The sequence below is a fragment of the Myxococcales bacterium genome (assembly GCA_012517325.1).
In the GTDB taxonomy this organism is placed as follows: domain Bacteria; phylum Lernaellota; class Lernaellaia; order Lernaellales; family Lernaellaceae; genus JAAYVF01.
Map to the genome: position 1 here is coordinate 58,936 of JAAYVF010000132.1, position 23,102 is coordinate 82,037.

The 23,102-nt window shown below is 60.5% G+C and carries 28 protein-coding genes; 3 read left to right on the plus strand and 25 right to left on the minus strand.

Features of this window, described 5'->3' with window-relative positions; all coding sequences use genetic code 11:
* Positions 1 to 2: 2 nt before the first annotated feature.
* Together GX444_21410 and GX444_21415 are read right to left on the minus strand one after the other, a co-directional pair.
* On the minus strand, positions 3 to 815 hold the full coding sequence (locus GX444_21410; protein NLH51141.1) for an undecaprenyl-diphosphate phosphatase: 813 nt from the start codon (positions 813 to 815) through the stop codon (positions 3 to 5).
* Positions 816 to 1,238 carry a response regulator gene (locus GX444_21415; protein ID NLH51142.1) on the minus strand — a complete coding sequence of 141 codons (423 nt, stop codon included), beginning with the start codon at positions 1,236 to 1,238 and terminating at the stop codon, positions 816 to 818.
* Between the two features lie 184 nt (positions 1,239 to 1,422).
* Between GX444_21415 and GX444_21420 the strand changes: the two genes are divergently transcribed.
* From GX444_21420 to GX444_21430, 3 genes are all read left to right on the plus strand, one after another.
* Entirely contained in the window at positions 1,423 to 2,631 is a 1,209-nt protein-coding gene (locus GX444_21420; protein NLH51143.1) for a hypothetical protein, read from the plus strand.
* An 84-nt stretch (positions 2,632 to 2,715) separates the two neighbouring features.
* Positions 2,716 to 2,982, plus strand: a complete 267-nt coding sequence (locus tag GX444_21425; protein ID NLH51144.1) for a glutaredoxin family protein — start codon at positions 2,716 to 2,718, stop codon at positions 2,980 to 2,982.
* Positions 2,982 to 3,323: a ferredoxin:thioredoxin reductase gene (locus tag GX444_21430; GenBank protein NLH51145.1), complete on the plus strand. Its 342-nt coding sequence runs from the start codon at positions 2,982 to 2,984 to the stop codon at positions 3,321 to 3,323. Before GX444_21425 ends, GX444_21430 begins: the two co-directional genes overlap by 1 nt.
* On the opposite strand, the gene GX444_21435 is transcribed toward GX444_21430, so the two are convergent.
* From GX444_21435 to GX444_21545, 23 genes are all read right to left on the minus strand, one after another.
* The gene (locus GX444_21435; protein NLH51146.1) at positions 3,320 to 3,853 is read right to left on the minus strand and encodes a ferritin family protein; all 534 of its coding nucleotides are present in this window, start codon (positions 3,851 to 3,853) and stop codon (positions 3,320 to 3,322) included. The genes GX444_21430 and GX444_21435 overlap by 4 nt on opposite strands.
* 112 nt (positions 3,854 to 3,965) lie before the next feature.
* Positions 3,966 to 4,523, minus strand: a complete 558-nt coding sequence (locus tag GX444_21440; protein NLH51147.1) for a nitroreductase — start codon at positions 4,521 to 4,523, stop codon at positions 3,966 to 3,968.
* 25 nt (positions 4,524 to 4,548) lie between these two features.
* Positions 4,549 to 5,475: a DUF2156 domain-containing protein gene (locus tag GX444_21445; protein ID NLH51148.1), complete on the minus strand. Its 927-nt coding sequence runs from the start codon at positions 5,473 to 5,475 to the stop codon at positions 4,549 to 4,551.
* 23 nt (positions 5,476 to 5,498) lie between these two features.
* A complete protein-coding gene (locus GX444_21450) occupies positions 5,499 to 5,681 on the minus strand; it encodes a hypothetical protein (GenBank protein ID NLH51149.1) in 183 nt (60 codons plus the stop codon).
* A 3-nt stretch (positions 5,682 to 5,684) separates the two neighbouring features.
* Positions 5,685 to 6,986 carry a radical SAM protein gene (locus GX444_21455; protein NLH51150.1) on the minus strand — a complete coding sequence of 434 codons (1,302 nt, stop codon included), beginning with the start codon at positions 6,984 to 6,986 and terminating at the stop codon, positions 5,685 to 5,687.
* Positions 6,987 to 7,020: 34 nt separating this feature from the next.
* Positions 7,021 to 7,608 carry a TlpA family protein disulfide reductase gene (locus GX444_21460; GenBank protein NLH51151.1) on the minus strand — a complete coding sequence of 196 codons (588 nt, stop codon included), beginning with the start codon at positions 7,606 to 7,608 and terminating at the stop codon, positions 7,021 to 7,023.
* A gap of 128 nt (positions 7,609 to 7,736) precedes the next feature.
* Positions 7,737 to 8,129, minus strand: a complete 393-nt coding sequence (gene rpsI, locus GX444_21465; protein ID NLH51152.1) for a 30S ribosomal protein S9 — start codon at positions 8,127 to 8,129, stop codon at positions 7,737 to 7,739.
* A gap of 10 nt (positions 8,130 to 8,139) precedes the next feature.
* Positions 8,140 to 8,568, minus strand: coding sequence for a 50S ribosomal protein L13 (gene rplM, locus GX444_21470; GenBank protein NLH51153.1), 429 nt, complete (start codon positions 8,566 to 8,568; stop codon positions 8,140 to 8,142).
* A gap of 239 nt (positions 8,569 to 8,807) precedes the next feature.
* On the minus strand, positions 8,808 to 9,056 hold the full coding sequence (locus tag GX444_21475) for a hypothetical protein (GenBank protein NLH51154.1): 249 nt from the start codon (positions 9,054 to 9,056) through the stop codon (positions 8,808 to 8,810).
* 100 nt (positions 9,057 to 9,156) lie between these two features.
* Positions 9,157 to 10,449, minus strand: coding sequence for a flagellar hook protein FlgE (locus GX444_21480; GenBank protein ID NLH51155.1), 1,293 nt, complete (start codon positions 10,447 to 10,449; stop codon positions 9,157 to 9,159).
* Positions 10,450 to 10,518: 69 nt separating this feature from the next.
* Entirely contained in the window at positions 10,519 to 10,917 is a 399-nt protein-coding gene (locus GX444_21485) for a hypothetical protein (protein NLH51156.1), read from the minus strand.
* 4 nt (positions 10,918 to 10,921) lie between these two features.
* Positions 10,922 to 11,617, minus strand: coding sequence for a hypothetical protein (locus GX444_21490; GenBank protein NLH51157.1), 696 nt, complete (start codon positions 11,615 to 11,617; stop codon positions 10,922 to 10,924).
* Between the two features lie 23 nt (positions 11,618 to 11,640).
* Positions 11,641 to 13,461 carry a hypothetical protein gene (locus GX444_21495; protein NLH51158.1) on the minus strand — a complete coding sequence of 607 codons (1,821 nt, stop codon included), beginning with the start codon at positions 13,459 to 13,461 and terminating at the stop codon, positions 11,641 to 11,643.
* Positions 13,462 to 13,706: 245 nt separating this feature from the next.
* The gene (locus tag GX444_21500; GenBank protein ID NLH51159.1) at positions 13,707 to 14,333 is read right to left on the minus strand and encodes a hypothetical protein; all 627 of its coding nucleotides are present in this window, start codon (positions 14,331 to 14,333) and stop codon (positions 13,707 to 13,709) included.
* Positions 14,330 to 14,794, minus strand: coding sequence for a flagellar export protein FliJ (gene fliJ, locus GX444_21505; protein NLH51160.1), 465 nt, complete (start codon positions 14,792 to 14,794; stop codon positions 14,330 to 14,332). The genes GX444_21500 and fliJ overlap by 4 nt, the downstream gene beginning before the upstream one ends.
* A 26-nt stretch (positions 14,795 to 14,820) precedes the next feature.
* Positions 14,821 to 16,218, minus strand: a complete 1,398-nt coding sequence (locus tag GX444_21510) for a FliI/YscN family ATPase (GenBank protein ID NLH51161.1) — start codon at positions 16,216 to 16,218, stop codon at positions 14,821 to 14,823.
* Positions 16,219 to 16,827: a hypothetical protein gene (locus tag GX444_21515; GenBank protein NLH51162.1), complete on the minus strand. Its 609-nt coding sequence runs from the start codon at positions 16,825 to 16,827 to the stop codon at positions 16,219 to 16,221.
* 24 nt (positions 16,828 to 16,851) lie between these two features.
* On the minus strand, positions 16,852 to 17,850 hold the full coding sequence (gene fliG / locus GX444_21520; GenBank protein NLH51163.1) for a flagellar motor switch protein FliG: 999 nt from the start codon (positions 17,848 to 17,850) through the stop codon (positions 16,852 to 16,854).
* Positions 17,843 to 19,516: a flagellar M-ring protein FliF gene (gene fliF, locus GX444_21525; protein ID NLH51164.1), complete on the minus strand. Its 1,674-nt coding sequence runs from the start codon at positions 19,514 to 19,516 to the stop codon at positions 17,843 to 17,845. The genes fliG and fliF overlap by 8 nt, the downstream gene beginning before the upstream one ends.
* 44 nt (positions 19,517 to 19,560) lie before the next feature.
* Positions 19,561 to 19,878 (minus strand): flagellar hook-basal body complex protein FliE, encoded by a 318-nt coding sequence (gene fliE, locus GX444_21530; protein NLH51165.1) that lies wholly within the window; start codon positions 19,876 to 19,878, stop codon positions 19,561 to 19,563.
* A gap of 15 nt (positions 19,879 to 19,893) precedes the next feature.
* Positions 19,894 to 20,325, minus strand: a complete 432-nt coding sequence (gene flgC, locus GX444_21535; GenBank protein NLH51166.1) for a flagellar basal body rod protein FlgC — start codon at positions 20,323 to 20,325, stop codon at positions 19,894 to 19,896.
* A 171-nt stretch (positions 20,326 to 20,496) separates the two neighbouring features.
* On the minus strand, positions 20,497 to 21,867 hold the full coding sequence (locus GX444_21540) for a sigma-54-dependent Fis family transcriptional regulator (protein NLH51167.1): 1,371 nt from the start codon (positions 21,865 to 21,867) through the stop codon (positions 20,497 to 20,499).
* 6 nt (positions 21,868 to 21,873) lie between these two features.
* A complete protein-coding gene (locus GX444_21545) occupies positions 21,874 to 23,100 on the minus strand; it encodes a PAS domain-containing protein (GenBank protein ID NLH51168.1) in 1,227 nt (408 codons plus the stop codon).
* Between the last annotated feature and the right edge of the window lie 2 nt (positions 23,101 to 23,102).

The following is a 23,102-nucleotide window of genomic DNA, read 5'->3' on the forward strand; positions in this document are numbered from 1 at the left end:
TTTTAATGCATCAGCAACAGGGCGAACAATCCCGCCAGCACGCAGTAGACGCCGAACCAATGCAGGCGCCCCCGGCGAATGAAATGCAGCAGGATGTGCAACGAAAGATAGCCGGAAACAAGCGAGACCACAAACCCGGTCAATGCCACCGCGGCGAATCCCGGCGGCAGTTCCTCCACCTTCAAGGCCTGCAACAACACCGCGCCGAGAATGACCGGAATCGCCAAGAGGAAACTGAACCGCCCCGCCGCTTCCCGGTCGAGTCCGGACAGTAGGCCGGCAACGATGGTGCTGCCGCTGCGGCTGACCCCGGGGGTGATCGCCGCGGCTTGGGCCAGGCCGACGATCAAGGCCTGCCGCCAGCCGAGTTTTTCCAGCGGCACGTCATTGCTCCGCGCCAGCCGCGAAAGGAAGAGCAGGCTGGCGGTAATGAAAAAAGCAAATCCGACCATCCGCGGCGAATTGAAAGCCGCCTCGAACCAATCGTTGAACAACACGCCCGCGAGGCCCGCCGGCAAGGTGCCGATGCCCAACCAGATCAACAGCCGGAAGTGCGGATCGTTCCGCCAGGCGCCGGCCGGCCCGAGCCGCACCGGCGAACGCAAGGAAAGAACCAGCGCCCCTAAATCCCGCCGGAAAAAGAGCAGGATCGCCATCACCGTGCCGAGGTGCAGAATGGTGTCCAGAAAAAGGGAATTTTCCTGGAGGTGAAAGAGGGATTGCGCGATCACCAGATGGCCGGAGGAACTGACCGGCAGAAACTCGGTGATACCCTGCAAAAGCCCAAGCAACGCCGCTTGTAAAATGGAGATCATTTAGTCCGCGTTCACCGCCTGTGCATCCAGTGCCGGTTCCAGGCGCAGATGAATTTTTACCCGCCGGATCAAGTCGATCAGATCGAAAGGTTTGGCGATAAAATCGACCGCTCCGCAGCTTCTGCCGTATTTGATCGTTTCGTCGTCATGCCGGCCGCTGATGAAAATAATCGGGATCGACCGGTACTCGGGCATTTGATGGATCAACCGGCACAGTTCGAAGCCGTCGATCCAGCTCATGTGAATGTCGAGCAATATCAAATCCGGGCGGGCGACCTCCAAACAGGCGACCAATTTCAGGCCATTGGGTACGCTGCTGGCCCGAAAACCGGCATTAACCAGAGTTTTTTCCAATAATTCGCGCATCAACTCGTCGTCGTCGACGATTAAAATCCTCTTTTTCCGACGTTTGTTGCCGGACATGATGCATTCGCCCCCGGGTTGGTCGCCTTTTTAACACCCAACGCTTTTTCAGGCAATCCATTGGCGAATGAAAAAGCGTTACGTGGAAAAAGCGGTTTCCGAGAAAAAACAATTGCATAGTCTATCGGTAAATACTATTAAGAGATTGAACTAAATCGATGTTTTCAAAATGGAAATCCGCAAAATGCTCACAAAGTCGGTTTTTTGGATTGTTTCGACGATCTGGCTGCCGGTTCTTTTCGTTTTTCCAGCCGTTGCCGGAGCGAATTCGCACACGACCGTGGCGCGTTTCGAGAAGCCGGCAGCGACCGCGCTCGATGTTTTCGACGATTTCCAGCCGCCCGACGAACGCGGCCCCTACGAGGTGGGCGTCACCACCACTTATCTGACCGACACGAGCCGCTGGGAAGACCAGGATGAGATGTATCGCACCCTGCCGCTGGAAATCTGGTATCCCGCGTCCGGCGACGACGCCCCGGTCAACACCGTCGAGGACATGATCGGCGAAGTGCCCAAGTGGGGCCTGAACGAACTGAAATTGTACTACGAGGATTCGCTCGACGAACTGCTGTCGATGACCACCAGCGCCCGCCGCGACGCGCCGCCGCTGACCGAAGAAGGCCCCTTCCCCGTGCTCTTGTTCAGCCACGGCTTGACGGCCATTCGCTTCCAAAACTTCACCCTTTGCGAGCACCTGGCCAGTCACGGGTTCATCGTCGTGGCGCCCGATCATTTCGGCAACGCGGTCTTCACCAATGTACCCGGCGACGACGTGATCATTTTCGAACCGCTCAGCCTGATCACCGGCCTGGTCGACCGGCCGCTCGACGTAAATTTCGTCTATCAATCCCTGCTCAACGGTGGACGCGACCGGTTCATGCCGTTCGAACTGCCGCTGGATCTGGACACCTTCGCCGTGGTCGGCCACAGCTACGGCGGCCTGACGGCCATGCTCGCGGGCCCGATTTACGATTACATCGACGCCATCGTGCCGCTCAACCCGTTCTTCCTGGATTTTTATCCGCCCTGGTTCACCAAGCCCGTGCTGATGCTGCAAAGCGAAATGGACGAGGTCGTGGGCATGGTCAACGACGCCGCGCGCGGCGCGTTCAATAAAATGAACTCCGACCGAAAAATCCACCTTTTCCTTTACGCCGGCAGCCATTTCAGCGCGACCGACGCCTGCCGGCTTTTTCCGCCGAAGATGATTTATCCGTCGATGGGCTGCGGTTCGCCGGAACGGATCGACTTCGTGCTGGCCAATCAGATCGCCCTCTCCTACATCACCGCGTTTCTCAAATCGGTGTTGCTGGGCGACGACCGCTACGACGAATACCTGTTGGCCAACCACTTCCCCGACAACATCGAGCTGACGACCGTCTGGCCGGAATGATTGACAGCGCGGAAGCGGGTTTTTTATGATCGCCTGGCCACACCGCCCGGACGATGGTTAAATTGCCGAAAAAGGGGTTCGCCGATGACAACGAACACGACGCAAAAACCGACCCTGTACATCATCACCACTTGCCCGCGCTGTCGCCGGGTAAAGGAATTTCTGGAACAACTGGGAATCGACTACGACCTGGTGCCGGTCGATCTGATGTCGCGCGAAGAGCGCATGGCCATCGTGGAAAAATTCCGCCAGTTCCACCCGGTGGTGTCTTTTCCGATCATTGAAACGGGCGATACCATTCTGATCGGCACCAACCCGGATGAAGTGCGTCAGGTTTTCGGAGGAATGTAATGGCCAAACCGCAAAACGCGGAACAATATTTCGAAGTCTTCCGCGTGCACTGCGAACGCAAGGGAATGCATTTCAATCCCAACATTGAAATCACCTGGTCGCTGGTCGAAGGCCTTTGGACCAACAAAAACCGTTACGGCTATCCGAGTTGTCCCTGCCGCCTGGCTTGCGAGGAACTCGAGAAAGACCGCGACATCATCTGTCCGTGCGAATACGCGCCGGCCGACATCGCGGAATTCGGCCAGTGCTATTGCGGTCTTTTCGTCAACCAGAAGTACCTGGAAGGCAAAATGGAGTTGCGCCTGACGCCGGAACGCCGGCCGTTCGAAAAAATGTGCTAGGCGCCGTCCAACCCGCCCTTTTCCCGTTCGCGGAACCACGCATTCGGATCGGTCAGGTAAAGCTTCATATCGGCCAATAGTTCGTGGTGCAGTTCTTCCTCGGCCACCATCGCCCGGATGAATTCGCGCTCCAGTTCGTTTTGCGCGTGGGCCAGGTGTTCGCGGTAGAAATTAACGGCTTTCAATTCGAAATCGAGCCCGACGTCGATCGCCTCGAGATCGCCGGCCTCCGCGGACAGCCGCTGGCGATGCTCCTCTGCCAGTCGGTGGAAGATTTGCGATAGGTCGCGCTGTTGGACCGTGACGATCTTCCAGTCGTCGGTCCAGTCCTGCCCGCCGGAAAGCTGCTGAAAGAGCCGCTGGATGCGTTCGACGTGGGTGATCTCGTCCTCTTTCAGCATCTGGAAAATGCGGCGGCCCAATTCGTTGCCGGAAGTCGCCACGACTTTTTCGTAGAATTGATACCCTTTTTCTTCCATCGACAGGGCGGTTTTCAGCATGCCCAACGCCCGTTCGTTCTTTTCAGCCATGATTCCTCCAAGCGATTGCGGTTCACGATTGATCGTTTGATTCCTGATTTTCCTCGAATATAACCTCTTTTTCGCCGTCTGCCGCGATGGACCGGCCGGCGGCGGAAAAAATTTACCGCCGGCTGACGATCTCCGCTGCAGCCTTGCGCAGGCGCGGCTTTCGGGCCAGATCCCGGGCGTATTCCGGCAAGTGGTCCTCGTCGGCCGACGGATAACCCACGGCGATCATCACCAGCGGTTGCGCGCTTTCCGGCAAGGCGAACAACTCCTTCGCCTTGGCGGGATTGAAGCCGGCCATCGGGCGGGCGACCAGCCGCCGCGTCGTCGCGGCCAGCAGCATACTCATGACCGACATTCCCAGGTCGAACTGATGATACTTCCGGCCGTCCGGATTGGCGCAATCGTCGGCTTCCGCGGAATAACCGATGATCAACAGTGGCGCACGGCCGGCCCATTTGGCATTACCGGCAGACAGGCAGGCGATCGCCTTTTCCCGGCCCGCCTCGCTCAAGCAAAACAAAAATCGCCAGGGCTGGTTGTTGTAACAAGAAGGAGTCAGGCGGATGGCTTCGCTCAGTTCGTCCACGATTTCCTCGGCGAACGGTTCGACGGCGATGGCGCGCGTCGCGTATCGCTCCTGAAGCAGGCGGATGACCACGTTCTCGTCCATCGCAGCTCCTTTCCCCCGCGACCGCTCAGCCGGTCGGTTGCAGAATGAATTTCTCCACCAGGTGGTGCGGATGATAGCTTTCCTTCGCCTGACGCAGGCCCGGCAGGCCCAAATCCTGCTCGCGATTGACGAACGTCATTGCGGCCAGCGCCTTTTCGCAAAACAAGCGGTTGAGCGCCTGATAAACGCCGGGATATTGCGTGGTGCCTTTTTCGAAGTGAATCACCGCCGTGTCGGCGGTCAACCGCTCGGCGACGGTGAAGGCCAGAATCCGCCGCGGGCCGTCGGCGGTGAGCAAGGCGCCGCCGAAAAGCGGTAGTCGGTCCCAATATTCCAGGGCGCGGCAGACCGCCTCGTTTTCGGCGTCCAGGTCGGGATGTTCGCTGCATTCCCGCACCTCGCACCAATCCTTTTGCATCTCCAGGCAGAACGCGACCAGATCGGCATCGAGCGGCTGGTAAACGGCGGCGACCGATTTTTCGAATTTTTTAATCAGGTTTCGCTTGCCGTCGAATTTGCGGCCGCTCAGGGTCGCCAGTTCCTCGCGGAGATAGACGTAATCGGCCTGATCGCGGTCGGCGACGAGCGACAGTTCCGGATCGACGGCGTGCAATCGGTGCGCGGCGCTCGCGGGCAGCCGGGCGAATCGCGGCGCGCCGCCCATGGCGGCGGCCCAGGCCAAGACCGCGCGGATGCCGATCCGGTCGAGCGGTTCGCCGTACGGCGGCAACAGATAGCCGCGCTCGCGCGGGCCGCGCCAGAGCAACAGCGTATTTCGCCAGCGCGCCAGAAAAACGGGGTGCGACCCGCTCCAGGCGAAGAGGTTGGTGAAGGTCATTTCGGAGGTGCCGGACGGTTCGGTGGCGAACCGCGCGGCGAGAAAAGGCTGATCCGCGAGAGCCAACGGCCGGCACGCGGGCAGTTCGGGCACCTGCGACAAAAATTCCAACATGGTCGTCTCGCTGAAAGTCGGCGCTAGTATTGTACTTTTTTCGTCCAGGTATTTTCAAAGGTTTTATTGCGCTGAGCCCACATCGTCCAGGCGGTGACGACCGAGCGCTTCAGTTCCGGCCAGCTTTTAATTCGCCAGAGCGCCTTCAAGATGTAACGCGGCCGGAAATAAAAAGCCAGATAGGCCTTCCGCGTCCAGGCCTGCACTTCTTACTCGGTCAGGCTCGTATTGGGCCGCGGCAGGAAAATATCTTTGGCCTCGTCGAGGATGTACTCGCGCCAATAGTCTTTTCGCCCGTCGGCGATCAACATCCGGTACAACTCGGTGGCCGGCATGGGCGTCACCTTGGAAAACTGCGCGAAATCCAGCTTGAGATCGATGGCGAATCGCGTGGTCTTTTGAATCGTCTCCGCCGTTTCGCCCGGGCTGCCGATCATGAAGTAGCCAAAGGTGTCGATCTTGTGTTTGCGGGTCAGGCCGATGACCTCGGTGATCCGTTCGAGCTTGGTTTCCTTGCGCAGCGTCAGCAGGATTTGCGGGTCGGCCGATTCGATTCCATAGTAAATCCGCTTGCAACCGGCGCCCTTCAGCGCGATCAGCATTTCCTCGTCGACCAGGTCGACGCGGCTGCGGATCGCCCAACAGATTTTAATGTTCCGTCGTCGGATTTCCTCGCAAATGCCGATGACCCGCCGTTTGTCGACCGTGAACGACGAGTCGAAAAAATCGAACTCGCGCGCCTTATAGACGTGGTAACACTCCTCGATCTCGTCGGCGACGTTCGCGGGCGTACGTGGCCGAAACTTCATGCCGCCCTGCTCGCAGAAAATGCAATGAAACGGGCAGCCGCGGCTGGTGATCATCGGCGTGAAATTGCGGAACTGGCTGATGAAGCTGAAATAGCGGTCGTTGGGCAGCAGGTGGCGCGCCGGAAACGGCGCCAGGTTCACATCGTCGAGCGGCGCCGCGCATTCGTTGACCGCTACGCGATCGCCGTCGCGCCAGATCACGCCCTTGACCCGCCCGAGGTCGCCGCCTTCGTTCAGCGTCCGGAGAAACGGCGGCAGGACGACCTCGGCCTCGCCGGTGCAGCCGTAATCGATGCTGTGATGGCTGAAGGTTTCCTCGGGATAGATGCCCATGTGGACGCCGCCGAGCAGCGTCGGCACCTGCAGGGCCTCGCGCAACGCGCGGACCCAGGCGAGCGTCTGGTAAAACAGATAAGTCGTGATCGTGAACGCCAGCAGGTCGGGCTGGAACGCCTTGACGCGACGGATGGTTTCCTCGAGCGACAGCTCCAGCGCGTTGGCGTCGATGAACTGGATTTGATAGCCCTCGCGTTCCGCGACGGCGGCGACGTAGGCCAGCGAGAGCGAGGGAAACACGCCGTAGTTTTCCTTGACGGCGCGGATGCCGGGCTCGTTTTTCACCACGCCATAGGGCGGATAAACGAAACTGATACGTCGGACGGCGCGGCGCGGCAATGGCTGGGCTCGTTGTGGCGTGGTCACCGGCCGACTCCCCGATGTTTCACCGTCGCGGTTTTCAGAGCAAATCCTCGATCATCAAGGAAAGAATGTCCTTGTCGTATTCGTGCGTCCGCAGTTCGATGGTGAAATCGCGGCTTAACAGCATATTGAACGGCAAAATCTGTTCGAGAAAATAGGGTTGCAGGCTGTAGTCGGGATCGGCGCAGACCAGGTAGGTGACGCCGAATTCGTCGCGCCAGGCCGTGGCCGTCGCCGGGGTCGCGGGGTTGTAGTCGACGTCCGCCACGATCAATTGGATCAGCTGAAAATCCTCGTCCTGATATTCTTCCCACAAATCCTTCTGCAGGCTCGGGGTTTCCTCGCGGCACGGTTCGCACCAGAAAGCCGCCGTGTTGAGCAACACCACTTTTCCCAAAAAGTCGTACAAATGGACCTCGTTGCCGTCGGCGTCGATCCAGGTGTAATCCTCGATCTCGGGCTGGACGGCGTCGTCGTTGTCGTCGTCGGTCGCGTCGTCGCCGGCATCGTCGCCGGCGTCGTCGTCATCCTCGAGGTCCTCACCGTCGTAACGGCCTTTGGCGGTGCCGCAGGCGACGAGCGCCAGCAGGCCGAGAATCAGAACCAACCAAAAGCATTTTTTCATGACGCCTCCACGGGCGGTTCGATTTCCCTCAATTGCGGCATTTTAGCCGTCAAACCCGCCGCAAGCAAACAAAAAGGAGAACGCCGGGCGTCCTCCTTCGTTTGACGATCGATCGCCAGCCGCGCGGGTTAACGCTTGCTGAACTGGAAGCGGCGGCGGGCCTTGGCGCGGCCGTACTTCTTGCGTTCGACGACGCGGGCGTCGCGGGTCAGGTAACCGGCGACCTTCAAGGGTTTGCGGTATTCCTCGTTGTACTCCAACAAGGCGCGCGAGATGCCGTGGCGGATGGCGCCGGCCTGGCCGGTCAAGCCGCCGCCCGTCACGATGATCTGCACGTCGAACTTGTTGTTGGTACCCGTCGCGTCGAACGGCTGACGCACGGAGACGCGGGCCATTTCGCGCGGGAAGTATTCGTCCACTTCGCGCTCGTTGATCAGGATTTTACCCGTGCCGGGTTTCAGCCAAACGCGCGCGATGGAGCACTTACGTTTTCCGGTTCCGTAGTATTGCAGTTCACCCATCGTTCACTCCTCAGAAATCCAGTTGCACGGGTTTCTGCGCGCCGTGCGGATGCTCAGCGCCGGAATACACCTTGAGCTTCTTGAGCAGATTGCGGCCCATGGTGTTCTTCGGCAACATGCCGCGCACGGCGTGCTTGATGATTTCTTCCGGTTTGTTTTCCAGCAGCCGCTTGGCGTTGACCGTCTTGAGGCCGCCGGGATAACCGGTGTGGTGGTGATACAGCTTGTCCTCGACCTTCTGGCCGGTAAGCTTGATTTTTTCAGCGTTGATGGCGATGACGAAATCACCCACGTCTTCATGCGGAGTGAAAGTCGGCTTGTGCTTGCCGCGCAAAATCTTGGCGATTTCACTCGCCGCGCGACCGAGCACCTTGCCGTCCAAATCGACAATGTACCATCCCCGCTCGACCTGTCCGGGTTTCGCACTGAATGTCTTCATGACCCTCATACTCCTTCGGGCATCTTCTCCACCCTTTTCGCCGCCCGGGGTCGATGGGCGACTTGGCGGAAAAGACGCATCGCAAATTGACTTAGGGTGATCGCCACCCGCCATCAAGATGTAACGGGGCGCTTAACGTAATGAAAAAGAAAACAAATTGCAAGCGCGATTTTATTTATTCCGAGAAAACCGGACCGGCCTCGCCGGAGGACGGCAGCATCCGCCATAACAATTTGATTTTACGCGAATATTTTTGATATCAATGCCGGGATTTGTTCGGAGATGAACGAGCCGGCCCATAGAATACCGGCCACCAGGCAGTAAACGAGGCAGACCAGCGCCAGACTTTTCAGCAGCAGGCGCGTCCAGCGCAATTCCGCCAACTGCGCTTCCGCCCGTTCCTTCACCTTCGCCAGTTCGGCTTCCAGGTCGATCGGCTCCGGCTCGGGCATCCCTTCCGCGACTTTCGGCGGCATTTCCGTTTGCATATCACCCGCTCCCCTCGCGGCCCGTTCGGCCCCCCGAAAATCGGCGAACCTTTGGGGAGGCGGCCGCGGCCGCCTCCCCGCTCCATCAAACCATCAAACCTTATCTCGAGATGTTGATCAACTCGGCGATCATCGTATCGGCCGTGGTGATCGACTTGCTGTTCGCCTGGAAACCGCGCTGCGTCGTGATCATCTCGACGAACTGCTGCGCGATGTCGACGTTGGACAATTCCAGGGTGTTGGAGAAGATCGAACCGTTGCCGGACACGTTGGCGATGGAAATGATCGGTTCGCCGGATTCGGAAGTCGAACCGAACATATTGTTGCCGCGGTGGTCCAGGCCGATCGCGTTGGAGAAGTTGACGATGGCGATCTGGGCGATTTCGCGTGTCTCGCCGTTGCCGTACAGGGCGATCACCTTGCCGTCGGAGTCGATGTTCAGGCTGTCGATGTAGCTGGTGCCGTACCCGTCCTGGCTGGCGAAGACCAACGCCGAGCCCTCGCCGAACTGGGTGGTGCCGTCGGTGCCGGTGCCGCCGGCCGAGATCGGGGTGCCGAATTCGAAGCTGATGTCCTGGTTCTGCAACGGATTGCCGGCGAAGTCGAAATCGGGCGGTTGCGTGATCACCTGGTCGAGCAGCGCGCCTTCGGTGCTGAACTCGATCGTGCCGGAGGTCGCGACGTAATCGGCGCCGGTCGCCGAGTCGGCGGCATCGACCACGATGTTGTATTCCCAGACGTTGCCGCCGCCCGCGCCGGGCGCGGCGTTGCGCGAGAAGTACGACGTCACCTGGTGCGGATTGCCCAAGGTGTCGTAAACCGTGATCGAGGCGGTGAAATTGCTGGTGTTGACCGGGTTGGTGATGTCGAACGGGCCGACGATTTCCGCCTGCGAATCGAGGTTGGCATAGAGCGAAACCTCGGTGGTGACCTTGGGCGCCAGGGGCGCCTGGGTCACGCGGATATCGTGCGGAACGCCGGAGGCCGTGCTGTTTTCGTTCAGGCTGAAACCCATCAGCTTCATGCCGGCGGAATTAGTCACGTAACCGTTTTTGTCGACCATGAAACTGCCGTTGCGCGTATACAACATGCTGTTGGTCGCGTCATCCCGCACCATGAAAAAGCCCTTGCCGGAAAGGGCGATGTCGGTCACGTTTTCCGTCGATTGAAAGCCGCCTTGCGCCATCACCATGCTGGTGTCGCCGACGCGCGAACCACGGCCGATTTCCATGCCGCCGGCCAGTGTTTTGGCGAGCACGTCGGAAAAATCGGCCCGGCTGAACTTGAAGGCGGGCGTGTTGATGTTGGCCAAGTTGTTGCCGATGATTTCCATCATCGTGGCATTGGAACCCAAGCCGCTGATGCCTGAGTACATTGCGCCAATGATTGACATGTTACTTTTCTCCTTCCCGCTTCGGTCATTCCGCGGGATGAAGCCTCCCCATACGGGGTCCGGCTTCGTCTATTCGACGAACACCGTGCTGTCGATGTTCGTCACCACGTTTTCGTTCATCCCCGACCGGTTCATCGCGGTGATGACCGTCCGGTTGGGGACATTGACGATCAGGGCATAATCGTCGCCGATCACCAGCGTGTTGCGCGAACCCTTGTCCGCCGCGCGATCCACCGCGTCGGTGATCTTGCCGACCTCCGCCGTGCCCAGCGTCATCTGCCGAGACGCCATTCGTTCCTTGGCATGAGCCGAAAACTGCACCGGTTGGCTTTGCTGCAGTTGCCGTTCCAGCACTTGCCGGAACGACTCCTGAGCCGCCGGCGCGGCGGCCGCGCCGACTTTCGCCGTCGATGCCGTTTTTTCGACCGGCCGCGCAACGAAAAATGAGGGGTTGATTGTGTTGTTCATAGACCTAGTTCCCTTCGAAAATCTCCAGAATGTCGCCCATGGTGACTTCCTGGGAACCGATTTGCATGTAGGGCACGCCGTCCTTGAAGACGATTCCCGTGACCCGTCCCGTCAGGTACGTGCTGGCGGTCACCGCGTTTCCTTCGGCGTCGGTGGCGGTAACGGCAAAGGTATAGTTGCCGGCATCCAACGGCGAACCGTCGTTGTTGGCGCCGTCCCATTCCGCGGTCTGCTCGCCGCTCTCCTGGGAACCCAGTTGCAGCGTCCGCTGCAAGGTTCCATCCGACTTGTAAACCTTGATCGTCACGGTCGCGGCGTCCTCGTCCAACTGGTACTTGAGCGTCGCCGTCCCGTCGCCGTCGAAGTAGAAGGAATCGCCGCTGGCTTTCACTTCCTTGCCGATCATGGAAACCGATTGCGCGTTGTTGATGCTCGATTGGAAGAGCTGTAGGGTTTCCAGATTGGTGTTGATGGTCCGCGTCTGTTCGACCAGGGACAATTGGGCCAGCTGGGCGACGTATTCCTGGTTGCTCATCGGATCGAGCGGATCCTGGTTTTTCATTTCCTCGATCAGCAGGTTGATGAATACCTCCGGATCGGTCAGGTCGGTCTGCTGCGATTCGTACAGGTTGGTCGCGTCGCTGGTCGAGCCGAGCCCGTAAATGTTCGCCCCAACGTTGGTCAGTTCGGTTGCAGCCACTTCTTACCTCCTTCTGTTCCGGCTCACGCCCGGACGCGAATATTGCCGGACATGCCGCGCAAAGCGTAAATCGCGGCGTGGCCCACTTGACTTTGGGCCGAGCGACTCGTGCTTTCCGAGCCCGCCTGGGAACCCGGCCGCGGATCCGCGAACGATCGCGAACCGGACATCAGGTCCCGTCCTGGTTGTTGATTGGGCAACTGCTGGAACACATCGAACCGCTGCAGATCCATTCCCTTCTCGTTGAACATCTGCCGGAGCTGGGGCAGATTATCGAGCAGCACCTGCTTGACCTGGCTGCTTTCCACCACCGCCGCCGCGCGAACGCCGTCCTTATCCACCTGAATGTCCAATTTCATCTGACCCAATTGCGGCGGTTCCAATTGCAACCGGATCGAGCCGCCGCCGGCCGCCGCCTTGCTGGCGATCGTCCGACCGGTGATCGATACGAGGTCCCGCAACCGTTCGATCCGCGCCGTCATGGTTTCCGTGGAAACCGTGGCCGGCGGCGTGGAAGCGGCCTGCTGAACCGTCGGCGTTTCCTTCAACGAAACAGTGCTGACCGGCGTGACCGGCGAAGCGGTGCCGTTCGTCGGCTGACTAACTTCCCGTTCGCCGATTGCCGGTTGCGCGTCCATGGCTTTATTCGCCGGAGCAGCAGAGTCATCCGCGGCCACCGCCGCCTTCGGCTCGTTGGATTGATAATCCGCGGTGCGCGGCCGCCGTTCCATCGTCTTCTCGGCTTCCGTGGCCTGACCGGAGGAATCCGAACGCAACGACTGATCGACCGTCGGTTGAGCCGTTTCGACCTTCGGTTTCGTTTCCGTGCTCACAGCCGAAACCCCGACGGACCGATAAGCCGCCAATGCTTCCTTCCGGTAACTCGCGGCGACTCCCTGTCGCTGTTGGGTGAAAGACTTGCGGATCGTCGGTTGATAGGTCGTACCTTGCTGTTCGTTCAGGTTGGCTTGCGCCGTCGGTGCGACTGTTTCCACCGATTCCCGAATCGCTTGAACGCTCGGCGTTTCGCCAAAGGCATGGGGCGCCGGGATTTCCCGCGCCACGCCATTGGCATTCGCCTGCGCCGTCATCCAAGAAACCGTCGTCTCCAAGGACCGATCGACCTCGGGGGCGATCGGAACGGCAGGCGTCTGAACCGTGGGATTCGGGTTGGCGGTCGGCTTGGCCGATGCCTCCGCGGCGGTCGGCAAAGCTTGCCCATCGATTTGGGGCACCAGGGAATTATCTGCCGTGGATTGGCCGATCGAAATCGGCTTGATCGGCGCGGCGGTCGGGGTCTCGGTCACTTCACTTTGCAGGCCCAATAGTGTTATTGGGACATCTTCAACGATTCCCTCACCCGTTTGCGCCGTCATCGATTGCGCGACTGTCTGGACAGTTATCCCTTGGTTGTCTGATTCACTCGTGAATTGCCCCATCACCGCTGGAGCCATCTCCTCGGTGGTCGTCGCAACCGGCGTGACGGACTGCGTCAACTCGGAAGCGGATTGGGCTTCCACCGGTTTCGCAGCGGTCTGCTCCGTCGATTGCGCTTCCCCTTCCGGTTTGGCGGTAACCGACGTATCCACTTGATTATTCTGATCTTTCGCAGTTTCAGCCGTTTGTTGACCATCGGTTTTGGCGACCGACTGCTCTGCCGGGGAATCCTTCACCGTACTTGCGCGTTCCGAGTTCTGAATCGATTCCAGAGTACTGGCGAAATCACTGCTTTTCGTATTTCCGGAATCGGCGGAAACGGCTTGGGTCGGTGTCGAATTCACGACAGGCGTCTGGCCGATATGAACCATCAATTGCGTGATATCAAGACGCTCTATTTTCGGCATTCATTCTACACCTCCTTCCGTGCCGGATTGGTCCGTTATCGTGCGACCGACTCGATGTCGAAACACGCTGGACCTGGCTTCACCGCTTTTTTTTGCTGGTTTCATGCCAAAAGAGGGCGTCAAGAAAACGAGGCGCGATCGGTAAGGCTCGCAGGGTGCAATCTGTTCGATAACTATTTAGTATTGCGGAATATATTCAAGTTTCCGGCTCGCCAAGGATTCGAAGCGGAACGTCTAAAGATAGCTTATTTCGACTTTTTATTTAAAAGCAGTTTGGAAGTTTTGGCCGCCGTGTCGGGGTCCATGAGTTCCAGGAGTTGGCCGACCTTCTTTTCCTTCAAGCGATTGAGAATCTTGACCCGGAGATCCTCGGGCAGTTTTTCCATCACGGGCGCCAGTTCATCCAACCGCATTTTGTCGTAGATGGCTATCAGTCGCGTCACTTTCAGTTCGGTCGCCTGATCTTCCTTGGCCAATCGTTGGTCGATCTGGGTCTGCACTTCCTCCAGTTTTTTCAATTCCTTCTGGACATCGGCCTTGAGGGTTGCCAGCGATTTCTGCTCTTCCTCGATTTGGATCAACTGGGATTTGAGGTAGGTCGCGTGTTCTTCCTCGGGAGTCGGCTTGGCCTCGAATTCCGGCACGTTGATCTTTTCCGGTTCGGGCAGCGCCTTTTCGACGTTCTCACCGATTTTCGCAGGGTCGTAACCGAGCGCGCGGCGCAACGCGTCCTTTTTCACCTGCTCATCCGCGGCCGGATCTTTTTGTTCCTCGGCCGCCGCGCGGGCCAGAAAGCCGCAAGACCAGACCAGCGCCGCGCCCGCCAGCAACGCCAGCACCAGAATCTGCCACCAGTGATTTCGCTTTTTCATGACCGTCCCGATTCCTGCTCCGCCGTCCGGCGGGCAAACCGCAAGAGCGCGGTTTCCGCCAATTGCTTCTCGGCCTGTTTGTTCGTTTCGTAATTGACCCGAATCGTGAATTTTTCTTTCAGCTTCTCGACGACCTGCCGCCGCCGCGTCGCTTCGATCAATTCCTCGCGCACCCAATCGCGCTTCTGGGCCGCCTGTAGGATGACCACTTCCTGCATCAACCGGTTTTGCCGCAACATCATCAAATGGGTTTCCCGCAACCGCAGTTCGTCGATGGTGATCCCACCGACGGCGTGTTCGTTGTATGCCTGCTGCGCCGCCGCGATCCGCCGATCGATTTCGTCGCGTTCCTGCGTCGCGGTGATCCACTCGCGGAGCGCGTCACCGAACTCGCGCTTTTTCTTGTCTTCCATAATCCGCCGCACGCGCAGCAGCGCGGCCAGCTTGAATTTTTTTGCCATCGCCCTTCACCCGGCCTTCCGGCGGCTCAGCCGCGCGCCGGCGGCTGGTTTTCCTTCCCGGTTTTCTTGACCCATGGGGGCGGATTCTGGCGAAAGATCTGCGCCATGCCCATCAAGGTATCCTGCATCGTGACGCGGTCGGTGATGCCTTGCCGCAGGAAACCGCGCACCGCGTCGATGACGGTGATCGCGTAATCGATCCGCGGATTGGCGCCTTTTTGGTACGCGCCGATGTTGATCAAATCCTCGGCCTCGGTGTAAACGGCCAGGAGTTCGCGAATCCACGCCGCCCACTCCATCTGTTGCCGCGAAACGATGTCGCCCATCACGCGGCTCGTGCTGTTGAGAATGTCGATCGCCGGAAAATGGTTGCGCGCCGCCAGTTCGCGGCTGAGAAACACGTGGCCGTCGAGGATCGACCGCGCGGCGTCGCCGATCGGGTCGTTGATGTCGTCGGCCTCGACCAGGACGGTATAGATGCCGGTAAGCGAGCCGCCCCGTTCGTCGTTGCCGATCCGCTCCAACAGGCTGGGCAGCAGGGCGAACACGCTGGGCGTATACCCCTTGTTGGTGGGGGGCTCGCCGATCGCCAGGCCGATTTCCCGCCGCGCCATGGCCAAACGGGTCAGGCTGTCCATCATGAACAGCACCTTGGCGCCTTGGGAGCGGAAATACTCCGCCATCGTGGTGGCCAGGTAGCCGGCGCGAAGGCGTTCGAGCGCGGTGCGATCGGAGGTGGCGCAGACTACCACGCTGTGCTTCAGGCCCTCCAGGCTCAGATCGCGATCGAGGAATTCCCGCACCTCGCGGCCGCGTTCGCCGATCAGCGCGATCACGTTGACGTCGGCCTCGGTATTGCGCGCGATCATGCCCAACAGCACGCTTTTGCCCACGCCCGAACCGGCGAAGATACCGATTTTCTGCCCCTGCCCGACCGTCAGAATCCCGTTCATCGAACGGACGCCCAGATCGAGCGATTTGGTGATGCGCTGGCGGTTGACGGGATTGAGCGGCTGGCCGTAGATCGGCAGCCGTTTGCTGCCCTGCGGCGCCGGTTTGCCGTCCATCGGCTGGCCCAACCCGTTGACGATCCGGCCCAGAAAGGCGTCGCCGACCGGCACGGTCGGACTGCGGCGCGCCTTTTCCACGCGGCTTCCCGGGCTGACGTTGTAGACGTGCTGCAGCGGCATGAGTTGCACCGACCGCTCGTCGAAACCGACGATTTCGGCGATGATCGGCGCGGCTTCCCGGCCGTCCGGCTGCCGGGGATAAATGCGGCAGATGCCGCCGACCGGCGCGCGCGGGCCGGTGGCTTCGATCAGCAGGCCGACGATCCGTTCGACGTAGCCGTTGACGCTGATCACCTCCGCCGCGTCCACGGATTGCTGAAACGGCGACCAGTCGTATGGCGGCCGCGGAATCATTTAAAGATCCTCGGCGCGGAAGAGTTCGTCGAGCGCGTGTTCGAGCGACGCCCCGACGAAACCCTGCGGATATTCGACCCGGCACCCGCCGGAAGGAACGCCCGGGTCGGCGACGATCGTCACCTTTTGCATCTCGCGAATCCGGGTGAATTCGTCGCCGAACCGCGAGACGGTGTCGTATTCCTGCGGATTGATCCGGATCGTCACCTCCCATTTTTTATCGACTTCGGCCATGGCGGCGCGCACGATTTTGACCAGGATTTCGTTATCCTGCGCCAAGACCGTGTGCAGCACCTTCGCCGCGATGGCGCGCACCAGCTCGACGATGTCCGGCTCCATCGCCTCGAGCGTCGTTAAAAGCAGGCGATTGAATTCCTCGACCGCGGCGACCATCCCGTCGACGTTCGGCTGGGCTTTCGCCATGCCCATTTTCACGCCGGCCTGTTCGCCCTGGGCGAACCCCTGCTCGTAGGCGACTTGCTCAATCTTGTCGGCGTTGCGCTTGGCTTCGTCGATCATCCGCTTGGCTTCGGCGCGGGCCCGTTCGAGGATGGACTCGGCCGTTTCGCGACCGCCGAAGTCCTGGAAGGTGACTTTCTTTAAGCTCATCGGCGTTTGGTCCTATCCCCCCTGCTAAACGAACATATCCTCGCCGCCGCGGCCGGTGACGACGATCTTGCCTTCGGTTTCGAGGCGGCGCGCGACGCGCACGACCATCGATTGCGCTTTCTCCACGTCGGCGATCCGCACCGGACCGCGCGCCTCCATGTCTTCCTGGATCATCTCGGCGGCGCGGGTGGAGATGTTGCGGAAGATCTTGTTCTTGACCTCCTCGCTGGCCATCTTCAGCGCCACCGCCAGGTCGTCGTTCGAGGTTTCCTTCAAAATGGCCTGGATGCCGCGATCGTCGACGTTGAGCAGATCCTCGAACACGAACATGTGCTGGCCGATCTGTTCGGCCAGGTCGGGATCTTCCTCTTCCAGCTTGCGCATGATCTCGTTCGCCGCGCTCTTTTTCATCTGGTTGAGGATTTCCGCCGCCGGCTTGACGCCGCCCGAACTCTCGGCGACGTCGATCGAGAAGGTGGACAGCTCGCGCCCCAGCGCGTCGACCACTTCCTCCAAGGCGCCGGGGAGCACCGAGTCCATGCGGGCGACGCGGCGCAGCACCTCGAATTGCATGTCCTCGGGCAGGTTGGCGACGATTTCCGCGGTGGTCGTGGACGGCAACTGCGAAAGGATGAAGGCGATGGTCTGCGGGTGTTCCTTTTTGATCAGGTTGAAAATCGCCTTCGGGTCGTAGCGGCGGATCTGCTCCAACTGCTGCTCGATGACCAGGCGCTGCAAAATCGTCTGGGCCTTGGCGGGTTCGAGGGCTTGGTGCACGACGTTTTCGATGAACTCCTTGCCCGACTTGCTGATGTAGCCTTCCGACGCCAGCCGCTCGCTGAACTCGTCGAGCACCTTCTGCATGTCGTCCGGCGTGATGTCGCCCAGCTTGGGCACCGCCGAAATGACCAGGCGGATTTCGTCCTCCGCCAACCGTTTGAAAACGTCGGCCGCGATCTCCTCGCCCAGGAACATGAGCAAGGCCGCCGCCTTTTCCACGCCGGTCAGCTTTCGGTCAAGCATTGCGTTCCCCCTCCTTGATCCAGCGACGAATCATCAGGGTCACCGCCTCGCTGTCGCGGGAGGCCGTTTCGAGCAGATCGGCTTTCTGCCGGTTCAGCCGGCCCATGCGCTCGGCCATGGTGATTTCCTTCGGTCCGGCTTCCTCGGCCGGCACGGCTTCCTCGGCGGCGACGCCCGGCCCCAGTCGGCCGGCCAGCCGGGCTTCGATTTCGCCGACGGTGGCGCCGGCCAGCAATTCGGCGGGCATGCCCAACTGCGATTCGAGCGACGGTTCGGTGGTCAGCCAGCGCAGGAGCGGCCGGACGATGAAGAGCAGGAACAACACCACGCCGAGCACCGCCAGGCCGTAATTGACGAAGCGGATGATGTAATCCATTTTTTCATAGGGCGATTCCAACGCGCCGGCTTCCTCGGTGACGAAGGGAATGTTGGCCACCTCGATCTGGTCGCCGCGCTGCTCGTTGTAGCCGACGACCTTCTTGACGATCTCGGTGAACGTCGCCATTTCCTCCTCGGAGCGCGGCACGAATTCCATTTTCTTCTTGCCTTCCCCCTCGACTTCCTTGTAGGTGCCGTCGATCAGCACCGCGACCGACAGCTTCTTGATCGCGCCGCCCGCCTGGCTGATCGTCGAGGTCGTGCGGCTGATTTCGTAGTTGACGGTTTCCTGCTTTTTATTCGATTTGGACTGGTTCTGCGCGCCTTCGGCGTAGTTGGTTTCGGGCACGTTCGACTCGGCGCCCGGGAACGAGGAGGTGTTGGTTTCGCTGGCGGTGTTGTCGGCGACCACGGTCTGCTGGCTGCGCACGACCTGTTCGTCGGGGTTGTAGCGTTCCTCGACTTTCTGCACGTTCTCGCGGTCGAGCACCACGTGCACCCGCGCCGCCACCTTTTCCGGCCCGACGCTCCGGGCCAGCAGCGTTTCGATGTTCTGCTCGGTCTGCTTTTCCAGCTTGCGGGTCTTGTCTTCCAGGTCGCCCGCGCCGCCCATCGCGTCGTCCTTGGGCTTGGACAAGACGTGGCCCTTCTGGTCGATGATGGTCACGTTGTTGCTGTCCAGGCCCTCGACGCTGGAGGAAACGAGAAAGACGATGCCGCTGATCTGCTCGTCGGTGAGCTTCGCGTTGGCGGCCAGCGTCAGCACGACCGAGGCCGTCGCCTGCTTTTTATCCTCGATGAACAAGGTTTCTTCCGGCAGCGCCAGGTGAACGCGGCAGGCCTCGACGGGGCTGAGTTCCTTGATCGTGCGCGCCAATTCGCCCTGCAAGGCGCGCAGCTTGGCGATCTTCAATTGGGCGTCGGTCAGACCCAGGCCCTTGCGGTCGAACAGTTCGTAGCCGACGACGCCGCCGGAGGGCAGGCCGGCGTTGGCCAGCGACATTTTCGCCTCGTAATAGTTTTTATCGGGGACGCTGATCGAGGTGCCGTCGCGGTCCAACTTGTAGGGAATCCGGTTTTCCTTCAGGTGACTGACCACGGCATTGGCGTCTTCCACGGCCAGGTCGGCGTACAGGGTCTTGTACTCGGCGCGGCCGGCCCACCAGACCAGGAAGGAAAAAATCGCGGTCATCAGCAGGAAAATCAGGATGAAGCTGATTTTTTTGCCGGTGGACAGTTGTGTCCAGAGATTCTTCAACTGGCCGGGAATCTCGCGGAGAGAAGCCATCTGTGCAACCCTTTAAATGTTAGACGGACGACGTTTTCGGTCGCTCAGACCGACAGGCGCATCACCTCCCGATACGCCTCAATCAATTTATCGCGAATCGCCATTAACGTCCGGAAGCTGATGTCGGCCTTTTGCAGGGCCAGCATCGCGTCCTGCAGGTTGTCGGCGCGTCCGGTGGCCAATTCGATGATCTGTCGATCGGCCTCTTTTTCCAGACCGCTGACCTCGGCGATGGCCTTCTTCAACACGTCGTTGAAGTTGACACCCTCGCCTTCGCCCGCCTTGAGGTCGGTTTTCGGGGTCTGCTGCAGTTGCGGACCGCCGAGCGCTTTGAGTTTGGCGTCCAGGGTGATGTCTTTCATCGATTCATCTCCCTATCAACTCTTGCCCAGATCCAAGGCTTGCTTGTCGAGGTTCCGGGCGGTTTGCAAGGACGCCAGATTCGCCTCGTAGCTCCGGGCCGCGTTGAGCATGTCGGTCATCTCCTCCACGAGGTTGATGTTCGGCATGGACACGTAGCCCTGCTCGTCGGCGTCGGGATGGCCGGGGTCGTAAACCCACAGCGGCTCCCGATCGGCTCCTTTCACCTGCTCGACCCGAACGGCATACAGTTTGCGTTGCTGGTCCAATTCGACCTCGAACTCGTTCCCGACGGGAACCGCGGTCAGAATCGGCACCTGGCGCTGGTACGGTTTGCCGTTCGGACCATGGGTAGTCTGGATGTTAGCCAGGTTCGCGCTGATGACCTGCATGCGGATTCGCTGCGCCTGCAAGCCACTTGCCGCGATGGCCGTTACATTCACCCCCATGTCCTTCTCCTTTTGGGTGCACAGAAAATACGTCCGTCTGGTACCCAGAAGTAGCAAACCGGATGCCAACCCCATCGACCCGAACAAAATGGCGATATCTCTTTGAATATACTGTATATTTCTAAAACCACCCGCTCCCCGCGGAGCCGAATGGCCGGAAAATATTTCCGCTTAATCGGCAGCATTGGGCCCTCCCTTGGGCACATCGAAGCCTTCCAGGGCGTATTCCTTCAGCTTGTTGCGCAGGGTCCGGATACTGATGCCCAGCACCTCGGCGGTCTGGGTCCGGTTGCCCCCCAGTTCGGCCAGGGTCGCCAGGATGGTCCGCCGCTCGATTTCGCGCAGGTTGCGGGAATCCCCGTTGGTCGCCGGCAGGCCGGGTTCGACCTCGCGGCCGCCGATCGCGCCGTCGAGCACCAGGTCGCCCAGGTCGATCAGCCGTTCGCCGGCCAGCAGCGCCGCCCGCTCCATGACGTTGCGCAATTCGCGGACGTTGCCCTTCCAGGGATTGGCCAGCAGCATCTGCCGCGCGGCGGGCGTGATCCCGGCGGCGGAGAAAAGTTCGAGGTAAAAATCGGTGAGGGCGACGACGTCCTCGGGGCGTTCGCGCAGTGGCGGCAGTTCGAGCGGGATGACGGCCAGCCGGTAGTAGAGATCCTCGCGGAATTCGCCGGCCTCGACCTTCTTACGCAGATCGGCGTTGGTGGTGGCGATGACCCGGATGTTGATCGGCAGCGGCATCGCCCCGCCGACGCGGTCGATTTTGCGCTCTTGCAGGGCCCGGAGCAGCTTGGCTTGCAGCGACAGCGACATTTCGCCGATTTCGTCGAGCAGAATGGTGCCGAAATTGGCCAGTTCGAACTTGCCGACCTTCTTCTGCGTGGCGCCGGTGAACGACCCCTTCTCGTGGCCGAACAGTTCGGATTCCAGCAATTGCTCGGGCAGCGCGGCGCAATTGACCGCCACGAACGGTCCGCGGAAACGCGGGCTTTCGGCATGAATCAGCCGGGCGACCAGCTCCTTGCCGGTGCCGGACTCGCCGCAGATCAGGATCGTCGCGTCGGCCTTGGCGACCTTGGCGGCGATGACCAGCAGTTTTTGCAGGCGCGGGTTGCGGGTGATGATCGGCATCGCGCCGTCCTCGGCCACCACCGCCTGCGGCACGGAAAATTTCGCGTCCAGCACGTCGGTGACCGCTTTTTCCAGCACTTCGACGCTGAACGGCTTGACGATGTAGTCGGAGGCGCCGTTCTTCATCGCCTCGACCGCGCCGCCGATGGTGCCGAAGCCGGTGATGATCAGGATCGGCAGATCGGCGTTGCGCTGCCGCGTCTTGAGCAACAAAGTCATGCCGTCCATCCGCGGCATTTTCACGTCGGTGACCATCAGCCGGTACGCCCGCCGGTCCAGCAATTCCAGGGCCATCTGGCCGTCGACCGCTAAATCCACGCCGAAACCCATGCGGCCCAGCGACAGGCCGAGGGCCTCCCGCATATCGGCATCGTCATCGACCACCAAGACCCACGCTTTTTCTGCCGTCATTGTTCGTTAACCCGGTATCGTTATGGTGAATGTGGCCCCCTGGCCTTCCACGCTGTCGACCTCGATCGCGCCGTTGTGCGCCTTGACGATATTGTGCACCAGCGCCAGCCCCAGGCCGGTGCCGCGCTCCTTCGTGGTGAAAAACGGATTGAAAATCCGTTCGCGCACCGCGACGGAAATGCCCGGCCCGGTATCGCTGACCGCCACCCGCCACCACGGCGCCTCGCCGGCGGCCGCGCGACAAGCCGCGATCCGCAACACGCCGCCGCTCTTCATCGCCTGCACGGCGTTGATCATCAGGTTCAGCATCGCCTGCCGCCACAGCTCGGGATCGACGTAGACGACCTCGGCGCCCGGCTGCAGATCGACGATCACCTCGACCCCGTGCCGCGCGAATTGCTGATCCAGATCGGCGACGGCGTCGGCCATCAACCGCTGAAAATCGACCGGCTGAATCACCGGATCGGCGCCCTTGGCGAACGACAGCAGGTTCCCGATGATCAGGTTCAGGCTCTTGATGCCCTGCTGCACCTTGCCGGCCAATTCGGCCTTGTCAGGCAGATCCTGCAGATCGCGCTTGAGCAGCGACGCGAACAATTCGATGCTGCCCATCGGGTTGCGGATCTGGTGCACGATCTGCACCGCCATCTCGCCCATCGCCGCCAGGCGCTGGTTGCGTTCGGCCGCCTGCCGCCGCTGCACCGTTTCGGTGACGTCGTCGGCCAACAGAATCCGGCCTTCGCCCGCGCCGACCCCGCGCATCGGGTGGGTGGAAACGCGTAACACCCGGCCGGTGGGATCGTCGGGATCGCCGATTTCCGTTTCGGCCAGCAGCGTCGCGTGGTTGCGCAAAACCTCCAGGCCGGACAGATCGCGGAAGCGAACCGCGAACAACTCCACCATGGTCATGCCGGCGGCCTGGGACTCGTCGATCCCGAACAGTTCCTCGCCGGATTGATTCAGGCGGGCCAGCCGGCCTTGTTCGTCGAACACCGCGACCGCGACGCCCAGGCTGGCCAGGACGTCGGCCAGTTGCCCGCGCGCCCGTTCGGTAGCCACCAACTGCGCCGAAAGCTCCCGGTTTTTTTCCTCCAATTCGAGATTGAGCATCTCGACCTTGGCCTGCAGTTCGCCGTAAGCCTTCTCCATCGCCTTGCTGGTGAGCATGAACTGCTCGAAGGCTTCCTGCAGCAGGTGCGGATCCACCTGTTCCTCGGGACGAACTTTCAGCAACG

What these genes read in the sequence shown, in the direction of transcription:
- GX444_21415 (NLH51142.1), bottom strand. Translation starts at nt 1,238, where the DNA reads ATGTCCGGCAACAAACGTCGGAAAAAGAGGATTTTAATCGTCGACGAC.
- GX444_21460 (NLH51151.1), bottom strand. Translation starts at nt 7,608, where the DNA reads ATGAAAAAATGCTTTTGGTTGGTTCTGATTCTCGGCCTGCTGGCGCTC.
- GX444_21475 (NLH51154.1), bottom strand. Translation starts at nt 9,056, where the DNA reads ATGCAAACGGAAATGCCGCCGAAAGTCGCGGAAGGGATGCCCGAGCCG.
- GX444_21425 (NLH51144.1), top strand. Translation starts at nt 2,716, where the DNA reads ATGACAACGAACACGACGCAAAAACCGACCCTGTACATCATCACCACT.
- flgC (NLH51166.1), bottom strand. Translation starts at nt 20,325, where the DNA reads ATGGGGGTGAATGTAACGGCCATCGCGGCAAGTGGCTTGCAGGCGCAG.
- GX444_21515 (NLH51162.1), bottom strand. Translation starts at nt 16,827, where the DNA reads ATGAGCTTAAAGAAAGTCACCTTCCAGGACTTCGGCGGTCGCGAAACG.
- rplM (NLH51153.1), bottom strand. Translation starts at nt 8,568, where the DNA reads ATGAAGACATTCAGTGCGAAACCCGGACAGGTCGAGCGGGGATGGTAC.
- GX444_21420 (NLH51143.1), top strand. Translation starts at nt 1,423, where the DNA reads ATGCTCACAAAGTCGGTTTTTTGGATTGTTTCGACGATCTGGCTGCCG.
- GX444_21495 (NLH51158.1), bottom strand. Translation starts at nt 13,461, where the DNA reads ATGCCGAAAATAGAGCGTCTTGATATCACGCAATTGATGGTTCATATC.
- GX444_21480 (NLH51155.1), bottom strand. Translation starts at nt 10,449, where the DNA reads ATGTCAATCATTGGCGCAATGTACTCAGGCATCAGCGGCTTGGGTTCC.
- GX444_21435 (NLH51146.1), bottom strand. Translation starts at nt 3,853, where the DNA reads ATGGCTGAAAAGAACGAACGGGCGTTGGGCATGCTGAAAACCGCCCTG.
- GX444_21540 (NLH51167.1), bottom strand. Translation starts at nt 21,867, where the DNA reads ATGACGGCAGAAAAAGCGTGGGTCTTGGTGGTCGATGACGATGCCGAT.
- rpsI (NLH51152.1), bottom strand. Translation starts at nt 8,129, where the DNA reads ATGGGTGAACTGCAATACTACGGAACCGGAAAACGTAAGTGCTCCATC.
- GX444_21440 (NLH51147.1), bottom strand. Translation starts at nt 4,523, where the DNA reads ATGGACGAGAACGTGGTCATCCGCCTGCTTCAGGAGCGATACGCGACG.
- GX444_21500 (NLH51159.1), bottom strand. Translation starts at nt 14,333, where the DNA reads ATGAAAAAGCGAAATCACTGGTGGCAGATTCTGGTGCTGGCGTTGCTG.
- fliF (NLH51164.1), bottom strand. Translation starts at nt 19,516, where the DNA reads ATGGCTTCTCTCCGCGAGATTCCCGGCCAGTTGAAGAATCTCTGGACA.
- GX444_21445 (NLH51148.1), bottom strand. Translation starts at nt 5,475, where the DNA reads ATGTTGGAATTTTTGTCGCAGGTGCCCGAACTGCCCGCGTGCCGGCCG.
- fliE (NLH51165.1), bottom strand. Translation starts at nt 19,878, where the DNA reads ATGAAAGACATCACCCTGGACGCCAAACTCAAAGCGCTCGGCGGTCCG.
- GX444_21430 (NLH51145.1), top strand. Translation starts at nt 2,982, where the DNA reads ATGGCCAAACCGCAAAACGCGGAACAATATTTCGAAGTCTTCCGCGTG.
- GX444_21510 (NLH51161.1), bottom strand. Translation starts at nt 16,218, where the DNA reads ATGATTCCGCGGCCGCCATACGACTGGTCGCCGTTTCAGCAATCCGTG.
- fliJ (NLH51160.1), bottom strand. Translation starts at nt 14,794, where the DNA reads ATGGCAAAAAAATTCAAGCTGGCCGCGCTGCTGCGCGTGCGGCGGATT.
- fliG (NLH51163.1), bottom strand. Translation starts at nt 17,850, where the DNA reads ATGCTTGACCGAAAGCTGACCGGCGTGGAAAAGGCGGCGGCCTTGCTC.
- GX444_21410 (NLH51141.1), bottom strand. Translation starts at nt 815, where the DNA reads ATGATCTCCATTTTACAAGCGGCGTTGCTTGGGCTTTTGCAGGGTATC.
- GX444_21485 (NLH51156.1), bottom strand. Translation starts at nt 10,917, where the DNA reads ATGAACAACACAATCAACCCCTCATTTTTCGTTGCGCGGCCGGTCGAA.